The sequence below is a fragment of the Alkalimonas delamerensis genome, from assembly GCF_030717955.1.
In the GTDB taxonomy this organism is placed as follows: Bacteria; Pseudomonadota; Gammaproteobacteria; order Enterobacterales; family Alteromonadaceae; genus Alkalimonas; species Alkalimonas delamerensis.
In genome coordinates this window covers 97196-120784 of sequence record NZ_JAUZVY010000004.1, presented here as the reverse complement: position 1 = coordinate 120784, position 23589 = coordinate 97196, and the positions used below count along the sequence as shown (strand labels likewise).

Below are 23589 nucleotides of genomic sequence, written 5' to 3'. Positions count from 1 at the left end.
ATGTGTCATTTTCATTAAACTTTTCAGTAAATGCTAATTTTAACATGGCTTGAGGTTTTTTTTGTTAACATTTAATGCAATAAAAAAGCCCGGTTCAAAACCGGGCTCTGGAACAATGGCTTGTTTTAAGCTGCGTTTACCTTGGCGGTGTTGGCTTGCTCGGACTCCAGCAAGGCTTTGTCGGCAGCCAGATAATTAAAGTCAAAGTCATCGACGTTGATGGTGCGCAGACGACTGACTTCGGCTTTACGCAGCAACTCGGCTTCTTGCTCTGAAATAATCTTCAGCTCCAGCCCCAGTTCTGCAACCTCGTTCAGGCGGAAGAATGGCAGGCGCTTGTTGGCTGCTTGGCAGACTTTGTCGAACAAGGGCTCGGCAGCCAGCACATCACGCAGTGCCTGCTCGACCATGCCAATCGGGTTGTTGTCTTTCGCGGCTAGATACAGGTGGTGACCCAAGCGCGAACGTGCTTCGCATGGCGTTTGCATAATGCGGGCAACCTGATGCTCCACTTTGTCGGCAGGGCGGCGCAGCGTCCGACCCCATGGGAATACGACGCGCTTTAACACCACACCGACCAACCGGTTCGGGAAGTTATCAAAGAGTTCGTCCAGCGCTTGTTGCGCCCGGGCCAGATTGTCTTCACAGGCCCATTGTACCAGCGGCAGGTCTTGCGGCTGACGACCTTCGTCCTGGTAGCGCTTTAACACGCTGGATGTCAGATACAGCATGCTGAGAATGTCACCCAGACGCGCCGAGATCCGCTCGCGGCGTTTTAAATCACCGCCCAGGGTACCCATGGCAACATCCGACATCAGTGCCAGTGCTGCACTAAAGCGATTCATCTGCTTGTAGTATTTTGCGGTGGCATCGCTGTACGGGGCACTGCTAAAGGCGCCACCGGTCAAGGACAACCAGAAGGTACGGAAGAAGTTGCTGATGGCGAAGCCAATGTGGCCAAACAGCGCCTTATCAAAGGCCGTCACCGCGGCACGGTTGTCCTCGTTGTAGGCGGCTTGCAGCTCAGCCAGCACGTAAGGATGACAGCGGATGGCGCCCTGGCCGTAGATGATCATGTTGCGGGTGAGGATGTTGGCGCCTTCGACCGTGATGGCAACAGGTGCACCCTGGTAACCACGGGCCAGATAGTTGTCAGGCCCCATGCAGATGCCTTTACCACCATGCACATCCATCGCATCGATCATCGCCAGGCGCATGCGCTCGGTAATGTGGTATTTGGTGATGGCAGAGATAACCGAAGGCTTTTCCCCCAGGTCAATCGAACCCACTGACATGGTGGTGGAAGCACATGCCATGTAAGCATAGCCTCCAATACGGGCCATGGCTTCTTCAACGCCTTCCATTTTACCCACCGGGATCTTGAATTGACGACGGATACGGGCATAAGCGCCTGTTGCCATCGCCGCGGCCTTGATGCCAGCTGTGCTGTTGGATGGCAGGGTAATGGCGCGACCTACCGACAAGCACTCAACCAGCATACGCCAGCCCTGGCCAGCCATTTTGGCGCCGCCAATAATGAAATCAAGCGGTACAAAGACATCGCTGCCCTGCGTCGGACCATTTTGGAAAGGCACGTTCAACGGGAAGTGACGACGGCCAATTTTCACCCCTGGGGTATCGGCTGGGATCAACGCACAGGTGATGCCCAGATCTTCCTTATCTCCCAGCAGTTTGTCCGGGTCTTGCAGTTTGAAGGCCAGGCCAAGCACAGTGGCAATAGGGGCCAGTGTAATGTAGCGCTTGTTCCAGGTCAGACGCATGCCCAGCACTTCTTTGCCTTGCCATTGCCCTTTACAGACCACACCAAAATCAGGAATGGAGCCTGCATCGGAGCCTGCCTCTGGGCTGGTTAGTGCGAAACAGGGCACATCCACACCTTTAGCAAGGCGAGGCAAGTAGTGATTTTTCTGCTCATCAGTGCCGTAGTGTTGCAACAGTTCGCCCGGGCCTAAGGAGTTCGGGACACCGACAATACTGGACAATACCATGCTTTTGCTGGTGAGTTTTTGCAGCACACAGGACTGGGCGTAGGCAGAAAACTCCAGACCACCGTATTGTTTCTTGATGATCATGGCAAAGAAACCATGGTCTTTCAGGTATTGGTAAACCTCGGGTGACAGATCGGCACGCTCATGGGTTATTTCCCAGTCGTCGACCATATCCAGCAAGGTTTCCACCGGGCCATCCAAAAACGCCTGTTCTTCAGGGCTTAAGCGTGGGGTGGGGAAGTTGTGCAACTTTTGCCAGTCCGGGTTGCCACGAAACAGATCGGCTTCCCACCAGGTGGTACCAGCATCGATGGCTTCTTTTTCGGTGCTGGACATCTCCGGCATAATTTTGCGATACAGGCCCAGCAAGGGTTGTGTCAGCAGTTTTTGCCGCACGAAAGCGATGTTTAACGGCAGTGCCAGCACCAGAAAGATAATCCAGCTGACCATGCCGACAGGGCCGGCGAAGGTACCCGCGGCCAAGGTTAAGGCTATGGCTGCAGTAAACAAGGTTAAGCTGGCTCGGTAGTAGGCAAGCATGCCAATCACCAGCAGCAATATCAGGCTAAATACAAACCCTTCCATATTTATCTCCTAAGAGGTCTGACCACTATTCATCCAAGAGTATAATCTTCCACAGCAAGTTGCAAGTATTTCAGTCAGGTTGCCATGGTTGGACGTACAAAGTGCTTTACATGCCTTGATACGAATCAGTATAGTCGTTTGGCTCACTGTTGGCGTCCGGTGGCGCCAATCATTGTTCTGGGAGTAGTGAAGACCATGTGCGAGTTGCTGGGGATGTCTGCCAATGTCCCAACGGATATCTGTTTTAGCTTCAAGGGATTAAAAGAGCGCGGAGGCCGGACTGGTCCGCACCGGGATGGTTGGGGTGTTGCCTTTTATGAAGGCAAGGGTGTCTGTACCTTTAAAGATGCGCTGCCCAGTTACGAGTCAGAAATTGCCCGCCTGGTCAGTGATTATCCGATTAAAAGCTGTGCTGTGGTGGCTCATATTCGGCAGGCCAATCGTGGCCGGGTCAGTCTGCAAAATACCCATCCCTTCACCCGCGAGCTTTGGGGTCGCTATTGGACCTATGCCCACAATGGTCAACTGCATGATTACAAGGATTTGCCGGTGGCACGCTTTCAGCCGGTTGGTACTACCGACAGTGAGCGGGCTTTTTGTTACCTGATGAGTGAGCTGGACAAACGCTACCCAACTAAGCCGCGCTCGCGTAAAGCCGCCTTTCGTTTTCTGCAGAAAAAAGCGAAAAGTCTGCAACAATTGGGGGTGTTCAATATGCTGCTGACTGATGGTGAGTATCTGCTGACTTATTGCACCACCAAATTGCACTGGATTACCCGGCGGGCACCTTTTGGTATTGCCCGCTTATCGGATGTGGACGTGGACATCGACTTTGCCAGAGAAACCACACCCAATGATGTGGTGACGGTGATTGCGACCGAACCTCTGACCCTGAATGAGCAGTGGCACAAGATGGCGCCGGGTGAAAGCCAGCTGTTTCGTTACGGTGAGCCGATTTAACGCGAAGACAGGGCTGCGGTGTCGCTTTGCTGCCAACGGACTTCATGCAGTTGCAAATCGACCTGCTCGACATTGTCTTCACCATGCCAGATCCGCACCAGCAGGTAATCCAGTTCTGGAGCGACCCAGGCATAAATTTGTCGATCAGAGTCGTCTTCGACCCGCTCTATTCGCCAGGCTTTCACTTCACCATAAGGCAATGGCAGGGTTTCTTTACCAACCACCTGAAAATGATAGGTTCTTGGATCACCCCGCCGGTTTAATACCTCGTAGCTGAAGCTGCGTTTGCCTGCGGCCAGGTCAATGGCCAGTTGTTGGTGGTAACTGAGCTGATCCAGCCAGGCATCACTCCAGCCATGTTCTTTCAACTCTCCCTTACGACCTTGCCGCACCTCTTGCTTGACAGGATCCAAGGTCAGTTGATGGTGACGGTTGGGCCCTGTGCCACTGCGGCGCATTTCATAATGCAATGGCTGGACCCGGGTTCCATCCAGTTGAAAGGTCGTTTGCTCTTCCCGGCGATCACGCAGCACCATCCAACTGACTTCACTGCGGTAACGCAGGGTATAGGTACCGTTCTCTACGGTTAGCTCACGCTCGCCCTGGCCATGGCTGCGGCCATTACGATACACCACGTACTTTGCCTGATAGGGTTTTAACTCCAGCGGGAGCTCAGTGGTCGCTGGTTCGGCGAAAAGAGGAAAAGCCAGCCAGGGCAGGCAGAAAAAAGGCGCCCGCAGGCGCCATTCAGAAATCATGTTCATCATCATCATGGGCATATCCATACTGCGGTAAAGGTTCATTGTCCAGCAAGGCATGGTTGCCTTGCTGTTGCAAACGACCCTGACAAAACCAGCGGATCACCAAAGGATAAATTCGGTACTCTTGTTCATGCACCCTGGCAGCCACTGTTTCTGCATCATCGTCAGCAAAAATCGGTACTTTGGCTTGCAATACCACAGGTCCGCCATCCAGCTCCTCGGTGACAAAGTGCACACTGCAGCCATGGATGGAATCCCCGGCTTCAATCGCACGTTGATGGGTATGCAAACCCTGGTACTTTGGCAACAGGGAAGGATGAATGTTCAATAACTTTCCGGAAAAGTGCGTAACGAAACTCGCAGTCAGGATCCGCATAAAGCCGGCCAGCACCACAACATCGGGTTGGTAACGCTCGATCAGTTGCTGCAAGGCGCTATCATAATCCTCGCGGTTTTGGTAGTCCTGATGACTCAGGCTATGGGCTGCACAGCCGGCATCCCGGGCACGGGTCAGGCCATAGGCGTCGGCTTTGCTGGAAATGACCGCCGTCACCTGGCCGGCAATAAAGCCTGAGGCGCAGGCGTCCAGGATTGCTTGCAGGTTGCTGCCGTTTCCGGATATCAGTACAACAATGGATTTCATGCCAACCCTTAGCCGTGCTTAACGAATAATGACCTGTTCTTCGCCGGCGGCTGCCGGTTGGATCTCACCCAGGTGCCAGGCCGTTTCGCCAGCTTGTTGCAGCTGATCCAGTGCCGGTTGCAGCTGTGCGGCGGGTACCACAACGATCATGCCGACACCACAGTTGAAGGTGCGGTACATTTCGTGGGTGGTGACGTTGCCCTGCTGTTGCAGCCATTGAAAGATTGCCGGCCATTGCCAGCTGCTGCCATTGACAACGGCTTTGGTGCCTTCAGGCAATACCCGTGGAATGTTTTCCCAAAAGCCACCACCCGTCACGTGGCAAAGCGCATGCACGGGCTGCTGCTTGATCAGGGCCAACAGGTTTTTGACATAAATGCGAGTGGGTTCCAACAGGTGATCGGCAATGGATTTCCCCGCCAGCTCCGTGTCGGTCGATTGGCCACTGACTTCTAAAATTTTACGGATCAGCGAAAAACCATTGGAGTGCGGGCCGGATGAAGCCAAAGCAATCAACTGGTCGCCGGCTTGCACCTTGCTGCCGTCGATCAACTCGGATTTTTCCACCACGCCGACACAGAAACCGGCGATATCGTAATCATCGCCATGGTACATGCCAGGCATTTCAGCGGTTTCACCACCGACCAGCGCACAGCCAGACTGAGCGCAACCGTCGGCAATGCCTTCGACCACGGTAGCTGCGGTATCGACGGCCAATTTACCGGTCGCGTAGTAATCGAGGAAGAATAATGGCTCAGCACCTTGCACAATGAGATCGTTCACACACATGGCCACCAGGTCAATGCCGACGCCTTCGTGCCGCTTCAGGTCCATGGCTAAGCGCAGTTTGGTGCCGACGCCGTCAGTGCCGGATACCAGCACTGGCTCCTTGTAACCTGCCGGGATTTGGCACAAGGCCCCAAAACCACCCAAACCACCCATCACCTCCGGGCGATGGGTGCGTTTTACAGCACCTTTGATACGATCGACCAGGGCGTTGCCAGCATCAATATCGACACCGGCATCTTTGTAACTTAAAGATGGATTTTGGTTGCTCACGGCATTCCTCAATTCGGGTAGGGCTGAAAATGGGCGCTATTTTACCTGCTTAATGGGCCGGACAAAAGCTTTACTGGGTAGCATTTGTCATGGCCTGCTGGACATAGTCGGCAATGCTGATGCTGTCGTCCTGCACAATCTTGTGATAAATTATTGATGCAAATGGAAATTCCTTGTCAAGGTAGGTCAGGCAAACGTAGGGTGCATCCTGGCTGCTTTTGTCATGAAACCAGTCGCCGCCAAGCTCACGGCGGAAAACTTCACCGGTGTAGGCGCCTAAAATCGTGCAGAGCGTAAACAGCAGATCCTGAGCATGGGCCTGGGTTTTTTGCCGCTGATGCAAGGCTGAAATCAAGGTGTCCAGCTGTACCAGGCTGTTGCGGCTGTAATCCAGCTCCAGCTGGAACTCTTCACGTCCATATTGAACGGCGTCCGCTGCCGACTGGACCATCAGGTCTTTTAACTGTTGATCGTGCATGCTATCTCCTTGGATTGTTCATTCGTATGCGCGGCTAAAATGCACTGGCGCAGCAATCTGCTGCCGGGGCCAAGTTGTTCTTCGTAAGGGCTGAGCAGTGCCATGGGAGCCAGTTTTTCACCGCCTGAGGCCAAATCCACCAATTGCAGGCTGCCATCGTGCAAACCCGCTTGAACGCTGAAGTCGGGAAGCCAGCAAAAGCCCAGACCCAGCTGGAGAATTTCAATGGCTTCGTAAAAGTTATCGACGGTCCAACGCTGCTCGGATTTTAGCCAGCCACTTTGTTCCTGTGGCTTTTGCGCGGTATCTCGTATCACAATTTGCAATTGTTGACTGAGCTCGGCCAGTTCTACTTTGCCTTGGCTGGCTATTGGGTGCTGGCTGCCAATAACCGGCACAAAGCGGGTAATGCACAAAGGCTCGCCCAGAAAGCCACGGGGAACCTGGCCGGTAATGACCAAATCAGCCCGTTTCTCCTGAATGATTTCGGCGGTGCCGGTGAGAACAGAATCAATAATTTGCACCCGGCTGCCCCGGCTTTGCGGGTAAAACGTCTGCAAAGCCCGGTACAGGTACTGCTTGGGGTAGGCCAGCTCAACAGCAATACGGATTTCAGGCTCCCAGCCTTTATCAATGGTGTCAGCCAGTCGCTCCAGATCCTCAATTTGCTGCGTGACCATGCGTGAGCGGCGCAGCATCACCTCGCCTGCTTCGGTCAGAAAGGCTTTGCGGCCTTTGACTTCCAGCAATTCGACACCCAGCATGCTTTGTAACTTGGCAACGGCATGATTCAGCGAGGATTGACTTTTGTTGAGAAGATCGGCTGCCTGGGCGTAACCGCCGGCATCAACCACTGCTTGCAGGATACGCCATTGTTCAATGGTCGTCTTGGGGCGATATGGCATGAAACCCTTGCTCTCCTGTTGGCCCGGACGGCTAGCGCCGGGCGACAATCACAGCCCTTAGTGGTGCCGGATACCCTTCAATGGTTTTACTATGGTCATTTGGGTCCAGAAAATCAATTAAACTTTCATTTTGCATCCAGTCGGTGCTGCGCTGCTCTTGCAAACTGGTGGGCGTGCAGTCCACCACCTGCGGATTTTGAAAGCCCAGCCGCTTGAGCCAGTGACACAAAGCGGCGCAACTGGGGATAAACCAGACATTGCGCATTTTGGCGTAGCGTTCACCAGGTACCAACACACTTTGCTCGTCACCTGGTATCACCAGGGTTTCCAACACCAGCTCACCGCCAGGGCGCAGCTGCATTTTAAGTTGCTGCAAAAATTCCAGCGGCGAGCGACGATGGTACAGCACCCCCATTGAGAACACGGTATCAAAGGCTTCCAACTCCGGCAGTTCGTCACAGCCAATCGGCAACAGGTGCACGGATTGATCGGGGTGAAAGTGTTTGATGGCTTCAAACTGACTGTAGAAGAGCTGCGATGGATCGATGCCAACCACAAAGTCGGCACCGGCTTCACGCATACGCCAGAGGTGATAGCCACTGCCACAGCCGACGTCCAATACATAACGGTGTTGCAGGGGTTGAATATGAGGCAGCAGGCGCTGCCACTTCCAATCCGAGCGCCATTCGGTGTCGATGTGGATGCCATGAATGCAAAAAGGGCCTTTACGCCAGGGCATCAGTTGACGGAGCAGGTGCTCGATGCGCTTACGCTGACCGGCGTCAATATCATCCGGTGAGCCTAGTGTAATGGTATCGCCAAGCTCAATCTGGGATGGCGTTGTTGCAGGCAATTGAGCCAGAATTTTTTGCCAGCGCGGAAAGTCGCCGTGTAAGGCATGCTGCTGCCAGTGCGCCAGTTGAGCGGGTAACGTTTGCAGCCAGTGTGCCAGCCGGCTGGCAGCGATCTGCTGATAAAAGGAGTTAAATAAGTCGCTCATGCGTTTCTCACGGCTGTTTAAAAGCTATCATGGAGCAGAAGTTAAAGCATTGGAACCAGACGGTGCTTTCGCTAAAACCAGCGGCCTGTAAGCGCTGCTGGTGCTGTTCAATGCTGTCGGGTTGCATCACATTTTCCAAAGCGGTGCGCTTTTGGCTGATCTCCAACTCGCTGTAGCCATTGGCCCGTTTAAAATCGTGGTGCAACTCTACCAGTAGCTGATTGCTGCAGGGGGCGGGGCTGATGATTTTTTCCGACAGCAGCAGGATGCCACCAGGCTTAAGCGCCTGAAAGACTCTGTTGAGCAAGGCGGTGCGGTCGGATTTGGCCAGAAACTGCAAGGTAAAGTTGACCACCACCATGGCGGCATTGCTCAGCTCTGTGCTGCGGATGTCGCCTTCGATCACCTCGACCGGAACATCCGAGCGAAAGGCTTCCAGGTGTCGCCGGCATCGCTCGACCATGGCGGCGCTGTTATCGACGGCAACAATCTTGCAGCCAGTGGCGTTGATATGACGCCGCATGGCCAGGCTGGCAGCGCCCAATGAGCAGCCCAGATCGTAAAAGTGGCTGTGGTCTTGTTGGTAGCGACTGGCAAGCTGGCCGATGGTTTGGATGATGCTTTGGTAGCCTGGGACCGAGCGTTGGATCATATCCGGAAAGACATCGGCTACCTGCTCATCAAAGCGAAAATCCTGAATATGAGCTAAGGGCTCAGCGTAAATCTGATCTTTTGACATAACACTTGCATGACGAACGACAAGGCTCTAAGTGTATCTGAAACGAGCGTAGAACACGATGCATTTGTGGTGTCAGGCCCTTACTGGTTGTGCAAGGGCCTGACTTGAAAGAGACTAGGCTTGGCTTGCCAGACGCTTATTGGCTTCACGGCGACGGACGTAATCACCTAGGCCCAGCATCAGGATAGCAATGCTTTGGTACAAGGGGATCATCACCATAATCAGAATGGCCCGTTCACCTTCGGCCTCATTGTTGACAAGGCCAAGGTAGGGTAGCAAAGCAATGGCGTGGATCAGCACACTGGCCAGTGGAAAGAGTTTTCTTAACTGATACTTAAAGTGCAAGAGCAGGCAAAGGGCGGCGGTTGCAACCGTAGGCAGTACCAGCCACAGCTGCAACGGTGAGCTGCCAACCAGGCTGCTGCTGAGCTGAATCACCAGCCCAGCCTGCAGCAACAACAGAAGCAATGTACCGACAAGCAATTTCATAGCGAGGGTTATCCTTGAGTGTCTTTTTTGAGCCAGCTTACTTGATAGAGGTCATGGCGTCGATCTTTTAAGTTCATCACCGAGCCTTCATTGCGAATTTGTGTCAGCCTGTCTAAATCCAGATCGGAAAACATCAGCATTTCGGTGTTGGGGGTGGTTTCGGACATCACGGCATCGTGCGGGAAAGCAAAATCGGATGGGGAGAAGACTGCCGATTGGGCGTATTGCACATCCAGGTTGTCGACCGATGGTAAGTTGCCACAGCTGCCGCAAATCACGACGTAACATTCATCTTCGATGGCGCGTGCCTGGGCACAATGCCGGACGCGCAAATAGCCGTTTTTGGTGTCGGTCCAAAAGGGCACAAAAAGCACGTCCATATCCTGCTCGGCCAGTAAACGGCTGAGCTCCGGAAACTCGACGTCGTAGCAGATTAAAATACCAACACGGCCGGCATCGGTCTGAAACACCTGCAATTGATCGCCGCCTTGGATCACCCAGTCACGACGCTCGTGCGGGGTAATATGGATTTTACTTTGCATCTCTACGGTTCCATCGCGCCGGCAAAGGTAGCTGACGTTGTAGAGATTATCCCCCAGCAATAAAGGCATGGAGCCGGTAATGATGTTGATGTTGTAGCTGACCGCCATAGTGGACATTTCCTGGCGAAAGCGCTCGGTAAAGCCTGCCAGGAAACGGATGGCTTCCGTTTGGCTGGCATTTTTGTCGCACAACCCCATTAGGGGAGCATTAAAAAATTCAGGAAAGAGCGCAAAGTCGCTTTGGTAGTTGGATAACGCATCGACGAAATACTCGACCTGCTGCAGCATTTCATCGACCGATTGTACTTTACGCATCTGCCATTGCACTGCGCCGATTCGAATTTGAGTTTTCCGGCTTTCAATCAGACGGCCCGGCGGCTCATAAAAGATGTTGTTCCATTCCAGCAAGGTGGCATAGCCCTGGGACTGCTCGTCTTCCGGCAAATATTGTTTCAGCAAGCGCTTGAGCTGGAAGTCGTTTGACAGCTGAAAAGTCAGGATGGGATCGTAGATTTCCTGTCGCTTGACCGCTTCAAGATAATCGGCAGCCGACATCTCGCTTGCGTGCTGATGGTAGTTCGGGATCCGGCCCCCGGCTAGAATGGCCCGCAGATTTTGCTGGCGGCACAACTCTTTGCGGACTTCGTACAAGCGGCGGCCAAGTCGGTAGCCGCGGTACTCTGGATCAATGAGCACATCCAAACCATAGAGGGCATCTCCATGGGGGTTGTTTAAAATGGTCATGCGTTGACTGATCAGCTCGTCGTAGGTGTGGGGGTTGCTAAAGCGCTCGTAATCGACTTGCACCGCCAGGGCAACACCGACGATGTCGTCGTGATCGACCACCACAAACTGGCCGTCCGGGAAGTCCTGCACCAGCTTTTCAATGGTGTGTCTGGGCCAGGCACCGCCTAAATCGGTGTACACCCTGTCCATTAGACGTTTGAGTTGTGGGTAGTCGGCAACTTCTAAGTTTCGGACTTTAATATGGAGTTCTTCTTGCACCAGACGTTCTCCTTACTTCTTGAAGCTTGATATTTTGGCAGGCCGGATCCTCGCTCAAGAGGATAGGGGGTGTCGCTGGACTTCCGGACCTGCAACATCACAGCACTCCAGCTGTTCCAGGGAAATACTCTGTTGCTGATCAAAGCCGGATATCAGTGTTTCAAGCGGCACCTTCAGCCCCGTGACGCCACAAGCCTGATTGCGTCCCCGGGCCTTACCTGCATAGAGGGCTAAATCGGCCAGCTGCAACCCTTTCTCCCAGTTTAGCTGCTCTTCGGATATATCGGCAAAGGGCAGGGTGATAAAACCTGCTGTGGCTGTGACCACGATTGATTGGCCGCCGGCCTGAAAGGGTTTCTCGGCCAACAGGTAGAGTGTGCGCTCCACCAAAGCGTTTAGATCTTTTGCTTTAATACGATGCAGGTAAAGCAGGAACTCTTCGCCGCCCCAGCGAATGGCCTGATCCTGATGCCGTAAGGAATGCTGCAAACGTTTTGCGACCTCGACCAGAATGTCATCACCGGCGGCATGGCCGTGTTGATCATTAATTTGTTTAAAGAAGTCAATGTCGAGCAGGATCAAGGCATCGCGCTCTTCACCCTGATGACGATGCTCTTTATGCTGCCAGCGTTTGGCCATGCGCTGCTGGAAAGACCGGCGGTTATAGAGCCCGGTTAAAGGATCGCGCAATGATTGAAACTCCAGCTGTTTATTGGCTTCTTTTAAGCGGCGATTGATATGGCGGACTTTGCGATACAGCTGCCACATCAAGACACCAGCTAAGGCTGCCGCTAAGGTCGCTAAAAGAAAGAGCCGGTTTTGCAGCTGTTTGTTTTCAATGGTGCGCTCTTGCAATGCATTGTCTTGCTCCAGCCGTTGGATCCGGTGGGCTTGTTCTCTGGCTTGAAAGCGTTGCTGCATTTCTGCCAGGGTTCGCTCCCGTTCAGCGGTAAAGAGTTCGCGGTTTAGCTCGCGTTGCTCGCGTAAAACCGCAGCTTCTTCTCTGGTATAACCCGCATGCTGCAGGGCATCGGCAAAATCGCCCAGAAAGCGCTCCAGATCACTGCGCCGGCCATGCTGTCGAAAATACTCGATACTTTGCCTCATTTGCTGCAAGCCTTGATCCACCGAACCTTGTTTTACAGCGATGTAACCCAAATTCATTTGTATTAGCTGCAAGGTCAGTTCATCTTCCAGCTCAGTTGCCAGTGCTAATGCTTGTTTCAGTGGCTCTATCGCTTGCTGATATTGGTTCAGTAGTATATGAGCGGCACCGATGTTGTTTAGGCTTAGCAAGACAATGCCTTGGTAGCCATATTCATGGGCAGTTGCAATGGCCTGATAGTGCGTTTGAATCGATGCCTCATGCAGGCCCAGTTCACCTTCGATGTAGCCTTTACTCAGATAGTATTCGGGCAGGTGATCGGGAAGATAGATTTTTGCTCCAGAAATGGCTTGCTCAATCAACTCCAGCCCTTGTTCCAAATTCTGCATATCGGCATAAAGCTGAGCAAGCTGGCTTTGCAGGTGTGTTCGGCGAATGCCTGCACGCTCGCCCTCGGTTTCAATCACGGCTTCCATGGCTGCATGCAAGTTCTGGCTGGCTAACTCAAATTGATTATCACGCAAATAGATGGTGCCAAGCAGGTTGTGAGCAAAGTACCGAACACGAGGTTGCTCCGCATTGGGTAAAAAAAGCTCCAACTCGACCATGGTTTTGTAAGCCGCATTCAAGTCATCCTGCCTTAAAAGCGCATAGATTTTTGTGGCGAGGGCCTCACTCATCACGTCGCCAGAGGGGTGAGCTCTGGCGTGTTCCATCAGTTTTATCAGGGCTGGCTCCCAGGTCTCTTGCTCGTCATAGGACAGATGATGCAGGACTTGCATGGCAAGATAGCGTGTTTGACTGCCGTAAGCAGGGGAGTTCAGCAGCTGGGTACGAACCCTTTCAAGCTGCTGCTGTTCTTGATGCTGATCTTGCCCAATAAGCAAAAGATAGGCATCCAAAGCGGCTTCTGCATCGGCATCAAGTGGGTTTGACGCATGCACAGATAGAGTAAACAGCATGAACAAAGCGGCAAGCCAGTAATTTAGTCGACTTGATACTCTGGACGCTGTCGTTAAATAACAACGCAAAAAGGTGCTGGGTTGCGCACTGTGCTGCACTGAATTCGCCTGTAGGAAAAGTAACCGCGCTTAACATAGCAAGTCTGAGCAAGAAAGCCAACCGTCTTGATTTGTAAATGCTTTATTAGTTAGTGCTGTTGACTGGTTGGGTATAAAGCGCAAAGCAGGCATACTGGATCACTGAACGAATCGATTAAGGAACCCATCTATGAGGCGGTATTGGTTTCGCCTTGGCCCTGCTACCCTGGTAACCGCTGCTTTCATCGGTCCGGGTACTGTGGTGACGGCCTCTTTGGCCGGAGCCAATTATGGCTATGCTTTGCTTTGGGCTTTGCTGTTTTCGGTAGTTGCGACCATGGTGCTGCAGGAAATGGCGTCTCGCCTTGGCATTGTGACCGGCCAGGGACTGGGCGAAAATTTACGGTTGCTGGTGCAACAACCGCTGCTCAAAGTTGCTTTTTATGGCTTGATCATCGCAGCTGTGGTGATAGGCAATAGCGCCTATCAGGGCGGGAATATCACTGGGGCCAGTTTAGGGGCTGATGCCATCTGGGGGGATAGTCGGCCGATTCAGCTTTTACGTGAATTAACTGGGCTGAACCCTTGGGCGCTATTGATTGGCGGTCTGGCTACGGTGGTACTATGGCGCGGCGATTACCGGCTGATAGAGCGCAGTTTAATTGGCTTGGTGCTGTTGATGAGTGGTGCTTTCGTGGCAACCATGCTGCTCACTCGCCCGGATTATACAGCCTTAGTCACCGGCCTGGTCTGGCCTTCGCTACCATCCGGCTCAACTCTGACGGTAATTGCCTTGATTGGCACCACTGTGGTGCCTTATTCGCTGTTTTTGCATGCGGCTAGTTCGGCTGAAAAGTGGCGACAATGCGAGGATAAGCGTCAGGCGCTGCTAGCGTCGAATGCCGATTTACGCACCGCTATTCCGCTAGGTGGTATTGTCTCGATTGCGGTGGTCTCAACCGCCGCGACCGCCTATTTTGGCACAGGCCTTCACATCGACAATGCGGCTGATCTGGCGCTGTCACTGGAGCCGTTATTTGGCTCGTTAGCAACTTATTTGATGGCTTTTGGGTTGCTGGCAGCTGGGCTCTCGTCGGCGGTGACGGCACCTTTGGCAGCCGCTTATGCTTTGCGGGGTTTGCTGAATTTATCGGCTGGTCAGTTTCGGCTCACCTGGCTGGTGGTGATTGGCATAGGTGTAGTGGTGTCTTCGCTGGGGCTGCGGCCAGTGTCGGTGATTTTATTTGCGCAAGTGGCAAATGGCATTTTGCTGCCTGTGCTGGCACTAAGCCTGTTGTTGGCGGCAAACTCTCCTATACTGGGAGCATACAAAAACCGACCACGGCACAATGCAATGGGACTGGCTGTACTCTTGGTGACCTTGTTGCTTAGTGGCCGCAGCCTTTGGCTGGCATTGCTGGCTTGACTGCCTTATACAGAGCTGGCTTGACTGCCTTATACAGAGAAAGTATGCGCGAACTTGGATCAAGACTGTTTTGGCAGGAGATCACTAGAATGAACCCTGCCTGACTTTAGCCGTCTTTAAGGCTCTTGCACGCCCCAGCCGTCGTACTTGCCTCCCAATTGCTTGCAGTCTGCTTCCAGACCAGACTCAAACTCAGTAATTGCCGCATAATTGAGTGGAACTTGTTGGGTAAGTTTTAGTTCCCATTGTTGGGCACTGTCCAGTGCCAGGCTTAGCCGGCCGTCCGGGTAACGTTCTGCCATGGTGGTTAGCGCAGACTCCGCTTTGTCCTGTCGTTTAAAAAAAACATAGAAATCAAGCTCCGTTGGCTGGTCCAGCACCAGGCCAGACTCCAGCAGCAGTTGCAACATATCGCCGTTGGCATCGTCAGGGAATTGCATCGTTGGTTCATCCAGTTTGGTTTTGAAACAGTATATCAGTTTCTTAGCAAGGCTTGATATCCAGTTGTTGTTGGCTAGGTTTGCCATCCTGGACATGGTAGGATCACTGAGGTGTTTTTCAGGAGTTGATGCGATGAAGTACCTAGTTGTAACCCTGCTCGGATGGATGCTGTGCGTAAGTGCTCCGGTCTGGGCCTATGGTGCCCAAACCGGCAGTCTGGAAGTTATCATGAAGACCTTTTCTTTTCAGTATCGTCAGGCGGTTGAAGCTCAGACTGTGGAGCAGCGGCTGCGTCATGTCCACGAAATGCAAGCTGGCATCCTTGCAGCACAGCAGGCGCCAATGCGTGAAGATATGGCTGAAACCTTTGTCGAAGGTTTTCAAAAAGTGGCCGCCAAGTTGGATGGGATTGAGCAAGCTCTGCTAGCCGGGGATATGGTCAGCGCCGAGCAAAAGCTGCAGCAAATCGATCGGCTGCGAGTGGAGTACCATCGTCTGCGTAAACGCAGTTTTTGGCAATGGCTGTTTGGTGGCCGCTAGTATGACACCATTGCAGCCAGCGTCTTTACAGGGACAAATTGATGTGGTGGCTTTCGATCTGGATGGCACTCTGGTTGAGAGCCCGCTCGATTTTGTTGCTATCCGCCATGAACTAGGTTGGCAATCTAATTGCGACTTATTGCAAACCCTGGCGGCCATTTCTGATGATGATAGCCGTGCTCATGCAGCGGCGGTGATATCCCGTCATGAGATGGAGGCTGCAGAGCGCTCAGTTCTTCTACCGGGAGTGCTTGAAGCCTTGCATGAGTTGCACGAATGTGGCTTTCCCACCGCTATTTTGACCCGAAACATTCGAGTTGCAACCCAACATATGTTGAGCCGGTTAAAGATCCCCATTTCCTTGGTATTGACCCGTGAAGATTGCGCAGCAAAACCAGATCCAGAGGGACTGCTGCGTATCGCAGCGCATTATCAGCGACCAATCCATCGTTTGCTCTACATTGGCGATTATCACTTTGACCTGACTACGGCTGCCAATGCCGGAGCGCAATCCTGCCTTTTGCTTACAAACTCCAATCAGCAATACGCGCAGCAAGCCAATTGGTTGATGGCCGATTACAGCCAGTTGGCCAGAGCTCTGACAAGTTAAGCTTGCAGCACCCTCGGTGTTGTACGTATAGTAAGCAGCAAAATACAGTACCCGAGGTGCTTTTGTTCGCTCGACTGCAACAAGATTTTCATTTGGCTATGCTCAGTCTGGTGGGGCTTATAGTCTTCCTATGTGTCACGCCCTATGCGGTCTATCGTTATTGGGAAGGCAGTTACCTGGTTGCCTATGTGGACGCCACCTTGGTGGTGGCGACTTCGTTGGCTGTGCTTTATGCCTGGTTGACTGGCAATACCAAAGGGGCTGGCTTGTTTGTTGCCAGCATCTTTTGTGTTGGTGTTGTGCTGGTGGTCTCAAGTCTGGGGCCTGTTGGCCTTTTTTGGACCTATCCGTTTATTATTTTCGTTTTTTTTCTGGTGCCACCTTTTCGCGCTCTGTTGTTGCTGGTACTGGTATTGGTGACTTTGTTGGCGTGGTCGGCCTGGCTGCCGGGGACAATCTTTGATGACAGGGTGCAACTGACATCCTTTGTTGTGACCGCCACGGTCACCAGCTTTTTTTCCTACGTATTTGCTTACCGGATGCTGGTGCAGCGCCGCGAATTGGAGTCGATGGCAGCGAGGGATGCGTTAACCGGTGCAGCCAACCGGCGTGAATTGGATCTGGCGCTGGAGTTTGCTGCCGGAGCGGGCCGCCGCAGCCGGGATAAAGACATTGCACTTTTGCTGCTTGATCTCGACTTTTTCAAAAAAATCAATGATGAAGCTGGTCATCAAGCCGGAGATCAGGTGTTGGTGAATTTAGTGCAGCTGCTGCAAAAACATACCCGCCTCAGTGACCAGGTGTATCGTTTTGGTGGTGAAGAGTTTGTAATTTTGCTGGATGATGTGGAAGCCGATGAAGCGCTGGCTGTGGCAGAAAAGCTGCGACAGCGAATCGCCGCTGAACTGCAAAGTCAAACCGGTGCTGTTAGCGCCTCCATTGGTGTGGCGTTACTGGGGCCGCAGGAAGCTTGGCAAAGCTGGTTGGCGCGAGCAGACGCTGCCTTGTATCGGGCGAAGTCTGGTGGCCGAAATCAGGTGGTTATGGCACAGGCGCATACTCAGTAGCTCTCATGTTAGCATCAGCGCTCGATAGGCAGGCCTGCTCCAGCAGGTAAGGCTGTAGCAAAGGCTCCATGCTCTTGAGCACCTGTACCGGTAAGGCAGAGGTGAAGCGTAGTTCGCCGGCCTGCGAACCTGCGGCATAGGCCGTTAAGGTCCCAAAATAATTTGGCCCCAGATAAAACACCAAAGTAGCGGTGCGGTTCAGGCTGCGCTGGTCAATGCGGTTTCCGCGACTGTCGACGGTGGTGATGCGGTTATCGCCAGTGCCCGTTTTTCCTCCAGCCAAACCAAGTTGACTGTAAGCTCCCTGCAAGCGCCGTCCGGTTCCATCTTGAACTACCTGATGCAACACTTGGCGCAATACAGCAGCAACTTCAGGCTCCATCACCCGAATCCCTAGCGTCGCACTTTGATGCCAGCGGGTATGGTAGGGAGTGTTTTTGCCCAGCGTCAGTGCATTTAAAGCTTGGTTGGGGTAGCGCAAACCATCGTTCATGATAATCGCCATCAACTCAGCCAGAGCGGCTGGTCGATCGCCTGAGCTGCCCAAAGCGGTAGCCAGCGAGGGCACCAGATGATCAAAGGGATAGCCAAGCTGTTGCCAACGGTAATGCAAATCCCAAAATGCCTCAACTTCCAGCATAATGCCGATGCGATTGTCTCGGGCACTGCGATGCCGGGTTCGGAACAACCATTGATAGACTTCTTGTCGACTGCTGGCGCTGAGAGTTACTAGTTCTTGCCAGCTCAACTCAGGTTGTTGCTGCAAGGTGCCGACCAGCCAGAGCTCCAGCGGGTGGACTCTGGCATGATAGGCTTGATCCGGCAAGCTGAGTTGTCGTGCTGAAAAACTGCGATGCCAGCGTTGCAACTGATTGCTACTGACACCACCTGTGGATTCCCTGGCTAGATAATCATCCAGTTGTTGTACGCTGGCGTCTGGAAAGAGCCAAAGGTAAATAGCGGCCAGCCGATCGGGTCGTTGGCGTGAGGTTTGCTGCAGCAACTGCAGCCGCTGTTCAGCATCGTGCTGGCGATGTTTGCGCCAGAACTGTTGCAGGTAAGCGACGCCTTCACGATCGGCAAAGTGGCTCAGGTAGAGAGCTCTGCGTTGGTCATCGTCGCTTTCCAGCAGTCGATCGCCTTGGGTGTCTTTGTGGTAAATGCTGTAGCTGATGATGTCGCGCAGCAAGCGGACAAAGGGTAAGTTGATGGACTCTTGCGTTGCCTCCAGCACGGTTGGATTGCGTTGATTGTCTTCTGCCATAAAGTTGCCAAAGCTGTGCAGTCCGCCACCGGTAAAAAAACTTTCTGCCGGGTTGGCACTGTAACGCCGCTCCATGGCAAAGTCTAAAAGCTGCTTCAGTTCAATATCTGGAAAGCTAAGCAAGGTATCGATGACCCAACGGCTGATGTGATCTTGGGGGGCAATGTTCAGGAATCCCAGCTCGGCAGCTGGTTCACCGGCATAGCGCTGGTACAACTCAGCAACAATTTCCAGATAGGTCACCAACACGCGAAGTTTTGCGGTGGAGCCAAGCTCCAATTTACTTTGACTGTTCAAATCGAACGCCGCGGCAGAGGTATCGGTTTGGACCCGAAGTTGGTACCCCTGTGGCTGTCGCTCAAACAAGACAAAGCTGTATTCAACCTGGGCTGCTTGTGCTGGTGTGAGTAGCCGGTGTCCGATGATGCCATGGTGAGCGGCTTGCTCTGGATTGCGGAGTTGTTGCAAAAAGGCCCCCAGCTCTTGTTGCAGCCCAAGATGCAGGCTGCTGTCAACAATGAGATCCAGCCGGTCGCTTTGATAAGGACTCACACGCAGCAATTGATCGAGCTGTTGCCGAACTAAGTGGCTGGCTTTGCTATCGTCATTGCTGTGTTGGCTTACCCAAGGCTTTGGATCGATTTTAAGCGGCGTTCTGCTGGCCAGATCGGCCAGCTGCTGACTGATAACGCCATCCACTGTCAGTAATTGCAAATACAGTTGCACCAATTGTTGCAGTTGTTGGTGCCCTTGCAGCAAATAAAAGCTTGGACGTCGCTGCGCAATCATCAGAGCCAGCACTTGATTCAGCGCGGTGGCTGTTTCTCTGGTAGCTTCAAGCTCAGTCAATAAATGACTGACTTGCCGGTAATCGGCGCCAAACCAGGCCCAAAGCCCATCCGGAATGCCATGCACCTCGCCATAACCTGGAGCAGCCGCCAAGGGCACTGTATTGAGGTAATGCAATACCAGCCGTTGGCGATGGGCGGCTGTCACTGGTGAATCCTTATAGGCTCGAATACTGGCAGAAAGCATCTGCTTAAATTTATCGCCAACGCTATGGGTACGGCCGGCGGGGGAGTGGCGGTACTTTTCCAACTGTGTTGCCAGGGTGCTGCCGCCGCCGGAGGCATTACCATTGTGTCCCAACCATTGTTGGCTTTGGCTGAGCAGTGCTGCTCCAAGCCTTGGCCACTCAATAGCTGGGTTGTGAAAAGGGGAAGGGGCTGTTAGTAAGCTTTTGTTTTCAATGTAAGTGAGCAGTTCAGGCAGCAGGGGAGGCATATCCAGCAAGCTGGCAAACTGGCGTTGTGGGTAGCTAAACTGGTAGATTGTCTGCTGCTGACAATCACGCAGCAGCAAGCCGGTTTGCTGTTTTTCCTCGTAGGGTGGGAAAAAACCCATTTGACTGTAACGCAACAAAGTTGGTGAGAACTTCTGCTGCTGAACAACTTCAAAGCCACGTTGGGCTAACCGCTCCTGCCACTGCTCTGCGAGGCTATAACCGCGCTGTTGATTATAAGGCCCGGATTCGGGGAAATGAATGGCCGAACTTGGCCCTGGCTGCAATTCACTGCTTAGCTTTTGTCCGAGTCGATGCAACAGCTGGGATTGATAAAAACTGGTACGAGTTTCCTGCCAAGCCGCAAGCAAAAGCAATAGAAGTGCGAATGCCAGCAGCCAGGGCCAGTAACGTCGCTTGACTGCAGGGTTGCTGAGGTGGCGCTCTTCTCTGGTGCTGCTAAAGTCCTTGCGCTTTAGCAAGGGTGCAGAGTTGAAACCAGGCTCAATTCGCTGCGGCATCGGCTTGTCCTGCTGCGTTAGGTTTTAGCACCAAGTGCCAAGGCTCTGCCTTGACGCTCAGGATCGTCCTGAACCTGCCAATGCGCCAGATTCTGTTCAATCAGCTGACACAAGGCATCGATATGCGCAGGGTTATCATTCAGAGCTGGAATGTAGTCGTATTGCGCCCCTCCAGCGGTTAAAAAGTACTCTCTGTTTTCTTCGCCTATCTCTTCAATGGTTTCCAGGCAATCGGCTGAAAAGCCAGGGCAAAATACTTGTACATGGGTAATGCCCTGTGCTGGCAAGGCTTTTAGTGTTTCATCGGTATAAGGCGTCAACCACTCTTCGCGACCAAAGCGGGATTGGAAGGTGGTCAGGTACTCATCGCTGTCGAGTCCTAGCCGTTGTGCAATCAGCCTGGAGCTTTTGTGACACTCGCAGTGGTAGGGATCACCGTTGAGCAAGTACCGTTTTGGGATACCATGATAAGACAAAATCAACTTTTGAGGTTTACCGTGTTGTTGCCAAAAGGTCTCTATTTGCTGAGCTGCTGCTTCAATAAATGCTGGAAAATCATGGTAATGACTGACAAATCGAAAGTCAGGCAACCAGCGCCGTCTGGTGAAGTCTTTCGCAATGGCATCGAAGGTCGAAGCTGTGGTCGAGGCGGAATACTGAGGATAAAGCGGTACCACCAACAACTTGCGAACGCCTTTGGCAAACAGCTCATCCAACACGGTCTGGATGCCCGGATTGCCATAACGCATGGCAAAAGCCACTTCTAAATTACGATGGCCCTGTTGCTGCAATTGTTGACGAATCGCATCGCACTGTTGTTGGGTATGAAACAGCAGTGGCGAGCCTTGCTCGTTAAAAACGGTGGCATAAGCTTTGGCTGAGCGTCTCGGGCGAAAGCGCAGAATAACTCCATGCAAAATCAGCCACCACAGCAGTCGGGGCACCTCAACTACTCTTGGATCAGATAAAAACTCCTTAAGGTAACGTTTTAGTGCAGCGGGTGTCGGCGCATCCGGCGTGCCCAGGTTGGTGACTAAGATCCCTATTTTGTCGGCTTGTTGGTGCTGGTAGTTTTTTGTGTTGGTAAAGCGCATGGTGGTGTTTACCTGTTGAATAATACGATGGGGCACTCGATACGTTTGCGGCAAAGTTTCAGATGCCGTCAATGGCAAAAATGCTGCCGTGCCGTATGGATGACTGATTCTAAGTATACGACGATCGAGCTTAGTTTGCCAAAGAAGTCTGAGTTAAGTTGGTGATAAATCACACAAAATAGTTATTATTTGGTCATCTGGAGTGCAGGGATCTGATATTAAACGAATAAAAAAGTATTTCGACTTGATAAATCATTGACTTTACTATGAAATGAAATGGAATGGTCGACAGCCAATGCTTGCAGGAAGCAAGAACTGCTGCTCGAACTCGATTTTCGTTTCACATGTATGCAGAAGCAATCAATCAATGGCGGACTTTGATTAGAGGCACTCTGATACCGGTGTAGCATGTTTAAATATCTGCTTTTTGTTATTGTATGCTTCTTCACAGCGCCTGTTCAGGCGGTGCAAGTTATTGCTCATCCTTCAATAGAGCTTCACCATCTTAGCCCAGCACAACTACGGGCTTTGTTTAGCATGCGACAAACTCAGTGGCCTGATGGTTCTGCTGTACGGGTCTTTGTACTTAGCAGTGACCATCCACTGCACCAAAACTTTTGCAAAGAGCAGCTTCGGATGTTTCCCTATCAATTAGATAACATATGGAATCGATTAAGTTTTTCAGGCATTGGTAGCAGGCCTCAACAAGTCTCTACTGAACAAGAATTGATTGAGCTGGTTCAGAGCACGCCAGGGGGTATTGGTTACCGGGCTGGCAATGCCAATGACACAGGGGTTCGTATCATTGAAATACGTTAATTGTTTTTGTCCATCAGAGGCTTCCCGCTTGAGAAAACGATCACTTGCTGTGTTGGCAGTTTTTGTCGGTGGAATGAATACTGCTTCGGCTCAAGAGTGGCAGTGGCATGGCTTTTTATCACAAGGCATGATTCAGGCTGATAAAAGCAATTTCATTAATCAGAGTGGCAAACCGTCGATTGCTTTAACTGAGTTGGGTATCAATGGTGCCAAGCAGTTATCACCGAACTTTCGCCTGGCTGGTCAGTTGGTGTATCTGGATGGAGGCAATCGCTATCCCTCAGGTTTAAAGTTGGATTACCTATTTCTGGATTGGGCTTTGTTAAATCAGCTGGATTGGCAACTAAATGCCTATGTCGGGCGATTTAAAAATCAGCATTGGATCCATTCAAGTACCCGGGATGTGCCGCTAACACGTCCGAGCATCGTGCTGCCGCAGTCGGTGTACTTTGATCCTTTTCGAGATATTGCAGTTAGCAGTGATGGCCTGGCGTTAAAGTCCAGCGTCGATACTAGCTACGGTCACTTGGAGTTGAACTGGAGCCTTGGTGCAACACCATTGTCGGAGCAGCAAACAAAGCTGCTGCTTGGTGACAGAGTGGATGGACGGTCGCGGCAGAAATATGTTCATCAGGCCAGCGCATTCTGGCAGCCTGAAATGAGTCACTGGACCTTTGGTGTTTCGCTGCTTGACTCTGAATTTAGTTATCGTGATGCGTCAGCCGAGTTTTTTTATGATGCTGATTTTGTGTTGCAGCGCTTTATGTTGAATGCTCAATATCACCGTGAGCGCTGGCAACTGGCGAGCGAGCTTTTTCAGGAGCGCATGGATATTCGTGGTTTTATCGCACCAGAATTTGCTATTGCACAGTTCGGCCAGGGAGGCTACTTACAAGGAATTTATCAGCTCAGTGCGGATCTACGCATCCATGCGATGGCCGATTATTTTGTAGCCAACAAAGACGATCGCCGCGGTAAGGAACTGATGGCGATGACGCAGGGGGCGATTCCGGATTATTTTGGCTTTCAACACAGTCTCAGTGTGGGGGTTAGTCGCGATCTGGCGCCTAGGGTTCGCGTGCAACTGGAACATCATTGGGTTCATGGAACTGCTCGTTTGGCTCCGGTTGTTGTTCCCGACCTCATAACAAATAGGCATTCTCACTGGCAGCTATGGGCGATCCAGTTGATGTATTGGTTCTAAA

General features: G+C 52.3%; 21 protein-coding genes. 7 read left to right on the top strand and 14 right to left on the bottom strand.

Annotation, left to right across the window (positions count from 1 at the left end):
• Positions 1 to 125: 125 nt before the first annotated feature.
• Complete coding sequence (gene fadE / locus Q3O59_RS10710; RefSeq protein ID WP_305945578.1) at positions 126 to 2594, bottom strand: acyl-CoA dehydrogenase FadE; 2469 nt, start codon at positions 2592 to 2594, stop codon at positions 126 to 128.
• Between the two features lie 195 nt (positions 2595 to 2789).
• Between fadE and Q3O59_RS10705 the strand changes: the two genes are divergently transcribed.
• The gene (locus Q3O59_RS10705) at positions 2790 to 3554 is read left to right on the top strand and encodes a class II glutamine amidotransferase (protein WP_305945577.1); all 765 of its coding nucleotides are present in this window, start codon (positions 2790 to 2792) and stop codon (positions 3552 to 3554) included.
• Here Q3O59_RS10705 and Q3O59_RS10700 read toward each other — a convergent pair.
• The 10 genes from Q3O59_RS10700 to Q3O59_RS10655 all read right to left on the bottom strand — a co-directional run bounded on the left by Q3O59_RS10700 (position 3551) and on the right by Q3O59_RS10655 (position 13242).
• Positions 3551 to 4327 (bottom strand): DUF3108 domain-containing protein, encoded by a 777-nt coding sequence (locus Q3O59_RS10700; protein ID WP_305945576.1) that lies wholly within the window; start codon positions 4325 to 4327, stop codon positions 3551 to 3553. The two genes, Q3O59_RS10705 and Q3O59_RS10700, sit on opposite strands and share 4 nt — an antisense overlap.
• Complete coding sequence (gene purN / locus Q3O59_RS10695; RefSeq protein ID WP_305945575.1) at positions 4302 to 4958, bottom strand: phosphoribosylglycinamide formyltransferase; 657 nt, start codon at positions 4956 to 4958, stop codon at positions 4302 to 4304. The genes Q3O59_RS10700 and purN overlap by 26 nt, the downstream gene beginning before the upstream one ends.
• A gap of 18 nt (positions 4959 to 4976) precedes the next feature.
• Positions 4977 to 6017, bottom strand: a complete 1041-nt coding sequence (purM, locus tag Q3O59_RS10690) for a phosphoribosylformylglycinamidine cyclo-ligase (protein WP_305945574.1) — start codon at positions 6015 to 6017, stop codon at positions 4977 to 4979.
• Positions 6018 to 6087: 70 nt separating this feature from the next.
• Positions 6088 to 6495: a hypothetical protein gene (locus tag Q3O59_RS10685; RefSeq protein WP_305945573.1), complete on the bottom strand. Its 408-nt coding sequence runs from the start codon at positions 6493 to 6495 to the stop codon at positions 6088 to 6090.
• Positions 6477 to 7400, bottom strand: coding sequence for a LysR family transcriptional regulator (locus tag Q3O59_RS10680; protein WP_305945572.1), 924 nt, complete (start codon positions 7398 to 7400; stop codon positions 6477 to 6479). The genes Q3O59_RS10685 and Q3O59_RS10680 overlap by 19 nt, the downstream gene beginning before the upstream one ends.
• Before the next feature lie 31 nt (positions 7401 to 7431).
• On the bottom strand, positions 7432 to 8400 hold the full coding sequence (cmoB, locus tag Q3O59_RS10675; RefSeq protein ID WP_305945571.1) for a tRNA 5-methoxyuridine(34)/uridine 5-oxyacetic acid(34) synthase CmoB: 969 nt from the start codon (positions 8398 to 8400) through the stop codon (positions 7432 to 7434).
• A 7-nt stretch (positions 8401 to 8407) separates the two neighbouring features.
• Positions 8408 to 9139 (bottom strand): carboxy-S-adenosyl-L-methionine synthase CmoA, encoded by a 732-nt coding sequence (gene cmoA, locus Q3O59_RS10670; RefSeq protein WP_305945570.1) that lies wholly within the window; start codon positions 9137 to 9139, stop codon positions 8408 to 8410.
• Positions 9140 to 9253: 114 nt separating this feature from the next.
• Complete coding sequence (locus tag Q3O59_RS10665) at positions 9254 to 9628, bottom strand: hypothetical protein (RefSeq protein WP_305945569.1); 375 nt, start codon at positions 9626 to 9628, stop codon at positions 9254 to 9256.
• An 8-nt stretch (positions 9629 to 9636) separates the two neighbouring features.
• Positions 9637 to 11175: a bifunctional GNAT family N-acetyltransferase/carbon-nitrogen hydrolase family protein gene (locus tag Q3O59_RS10660; protein WP_305945568.1), complete on the bottom strand. Its 1539-nt coding sequence runs from the start codon at positions 11173 to 11175 to the stop codon at positions 9637 to 9639.
• A 54-nt stretch (positions 11176 to 11229) separates the two neighbouring features.
• The gene (locus tag Q3O59_RS10655; protein WP_305945567.1) at positions 11230 to 13242 is read right to left on the bottom strand and encodes a tetratricopeptide repeat-containing diguanylate cyclase; all 2013 of its coding nucleotides are present in this window, start codon (positions 13240 to 13242) and stop codon (positions 11230 to 11232) included.
• A 268-nt stretch (positions 13243 to 13510) separates the two neighbouring features.
• On the opposite strand from Q3O59_RS10655, the gene Q3O59_RS10650 reads away from it, so the two are divergent.
• Entirely contained in the window at positions 13511 to 14746 is a 1236-nt protein-coding gene (locus Q3O59_RS10650) for an Nramp family divalent metal transporter (RefSeq protein WP_305945566.1), read from the top strand.
• Positions 14747 to 14862: 116 nt separating this feature from the next.
• Here the strand turns inward: Q3O59_RS10650 and Q3O59_RS10645 are convergent, their stop codons facing one another.
• A complete protein-coding gene (locus tag Q3O59_RS10645) occupies positions 14863 to 15186 on the bottom strand; it encodes a ribonuclease E inhibitor RraB (protein ID WP_228594402.1) in 324 nt (107 codons plus the stop codon).
• A gap of 133 nt (positions 15187 to 15319) precedes the next feature.
• Between Q3O59_RS10645 and Q3O59_RS10640 the strand changes: the two genes are divergently transcribed.
• From Q3O59_RS10640 to Q3O59_RS10630, 3 genes are all read left to right on the top strand, one after another.
• The gene (locus Q3O59_RS10640) at positions 15320 to 15727 is read left to right on the top strand and encodes a cytochrome b562 (protein WP_305945565.1); all 408 of its coding nucleotides are present in this window, start codon (positions 15320 to 15322) and stop codon (positions 15725 to 15727) included.
• 1 nt (position 15728) lies between these two features.
• On the top strand, positions 15729 to 16337 hold the full coding sequence (locus Q3O59_RS10635) for an HAD family hydrolase (protein ID WP_305945564.1): 609 nt from the start codon (positions 15729 to 15731) through the stop codon (positions 16335 to 16337).
• 62 nt (positions 16338 to 16399) lie between these two features.
• Positions 16400 to 17404 (top strand): GGDEF domain-containing protein, encoded by a 1005-nt coding sequence (locus tag Q3O59_RS10630; RefSeq protein ID WP_305945563.1) that lies wholly within the window; start codon positions 16400 to 16402, stop codon positions 17402 to 17404.
• On the opposite strand, the gene Q3O59_RS10625 is transcribed toward Q3O59_RS10630, so the two are convergent.
• Both Q3O59_RS10625 and hemH read right to left on the bottom strand, forming a co-directional pair.
• Positions 17379 to 20471: a transglycosylase domain-containing protein gene (locus Q3O59_RS10625; RefSeq protein ID WP_305945562.1), complete on the bottom strand. Its 3093-nt coding sequence runs from the start codon at positions 20469 to 20471 to the stop codon at positions 17379 to 17381. The two genes, Q3O59_RS10630 and Q3O59_RS10625, sit on opposite strands and share 26 nt — an antisense overlap.
• A gap of 17 nt (positions 20472 to 20488) precedes the next feature.
• Positions 20489 to 21565, bottom strand: coding sequence for a ferrochelatase (gene hemH, locus Q3O59_RS10620; protein WP_305945561.1), 1077 nt, complete (start codon positions 21563 to 21565; stop codon positions 20489 to 20491).
• A gap of 408 nt (positions 21566 to 21973) precedes the next feature.
• Here hemH and Q3O59_RS10615 point away from each other — a divergent pair, with 408 nt between their 5' ends.
• Complete coding sequence (locus Q3O59_RS10615; RefSeq protein ID WP_305945560.1) at positions 21974 to 22384, top strand: hypothetical protein; 411 nt, start codon at positions 21974 to 21976, stop codon at positions 22382 to 22384.
• Positions 22371 to 23588, top strand: coding sequence for a YjjA family protein (locus tag Q3O59_RS10610; RefSeq protein WP_305945559.1), 1218 nt, complete (start codon positions 22371 to 22373; stop codon positions 23586 to 23588). Before Q3O59_RS10615 ends, Q3O59_RS10610 begins: the two co-directional genes overlap by 14 nt.
• Position 23589: the final 1 nt, after the last annotated feature.